The 1,220-nt window shown below is 38.7% G+C and carries 2 protein-coding genes; both read right to left on the bottom strand.

What is annotated here, in order from left to right; translation table 11 throughout:
- Positions 1–41 precede the first annotated feature (41 nt).
- On the bottom strand, positions 42–839 hold the full coding sequence (locus tag CBG25_RS09270) for a Na(+)-translocating NADH-quinone reductase subunit C (protein WP_290606197.1): 798 nt from the start codon (positions 837–839) through the stop codon (positions 42–44).
- Positions 832–1,220, bottom strand: a 389-nt coding sequence (locus CBG25_RS09265) for an RnfABCDGE type electron transport complex subunit D (protein WP_290606195.1), incomplete at its 5' end; no start/stop codon positions are given. The genes CBG25_RS09265 and CBG25_RS09270, both read right to left, overlap by 8 nt.

Here is a 1,220-nt window from a genome sequence, read left to right as displayed (position 1 = left end):
CCAATAAAGGTCCAATTAGAACGCGTTTAATCTCTTTATGATCAGCCATGATTTAACGCTCCTTTGCGTACTTTATTCAGGAATGGGCCAAAACCATTATTACCCAACCAGAAATCAAACATATTCTGGATACCGTTTGATGTCAGTGTTGCCCCTGATAGGCAATCGATACTAGAGGGACCATCTAATGCTCCACCACGCACAATTTTTATCGTTGGTTTCCCTTGTTGATTATAAAGTTTTTTACCAATCCATTGAGCGCGCCATTGTGGATTATCTACCTCGCCACCTAGACCTGGCGTTTCACCATGAGAATAATAAGTTATACCTCGTGATGTTGTACCATCTATATCAACAGCGATAAAAGCATACATTACCGACCATAAGCCAGAACCATAAACCGGTAACACCAGTGCGATGGTTTTTCCATTATCATTGTTGACTAAATAAATTTCTGCCGAGTTGGCTCTATAACGGATCTTAGCAACATCCTGTTCAGGAGATAATGCAATTCGGGTTTCATCATTACGTAGCTGACTATTAAGATCGAAGTTACCATTACTATTTGATATTTCAGTTGTGTTGAAATCCAAAATCTTAGCGCTAACACGAGTATTATAAAGAGATTGTATCTCTTCAGCTGACATTTTTGGTTTGAGTAAACCAGCAACATCAAGAATATTACGTTGCTTATCTAATAATTTTTGCGCTTGCTGTTTAGACTTCAAACCTACCGCTGCACCAGATACAACTACTGAACATACTAAACACAGAATAAATACCACAAGAAATGTTCTGCCGACGCTATCTTTTGGATTTTTTATTTTATTGTTAGCCACGGGCTTTTCTCCGTTTAATATTTGCCTGAACTACCAGATAATCAAACAGAGGCGCAAATAAGTTAGCAAACAGAATTGCCAACATCATCCCTTCCGGATAAGCAGGATTAATGACTCTGATGAGAACACACATTACACCGATCAATATTCCGTATGCCCATTTACCTTTATTGGTAAAAGAAGCCGAAACAGGATCAGTCGCCATAAACATCATGCCAAAAGCAAAACCGCCTAGTACCAAATGCCAGTACCAGGGCATCGCAAATAAAGGATTAGTCGTTGATCCAATAACATTAAATAGATAAGACATTACCATCATGCCTATCATTACACCGGTAACGATACGCCATGAAGCTATTCGGCAAAAAATAATTAACGATC

Source organism: Arsenophonus sp. ENCA (assembly GCF_002287155.1).
Taxonomy (GTDB): domain Bacteria; phylum Pseudomonadota; class Gammaproteobacteria; order Enterobacterales; family Enterobacteriaceae; genus Arsenophonus; species Arsenophonus nilaparvatae.
The sequence above is the reverse complement of the archived record's forward strand: the minus strand, read 5'-3'. Positions and strand labels throughout refer to the sequence as shown.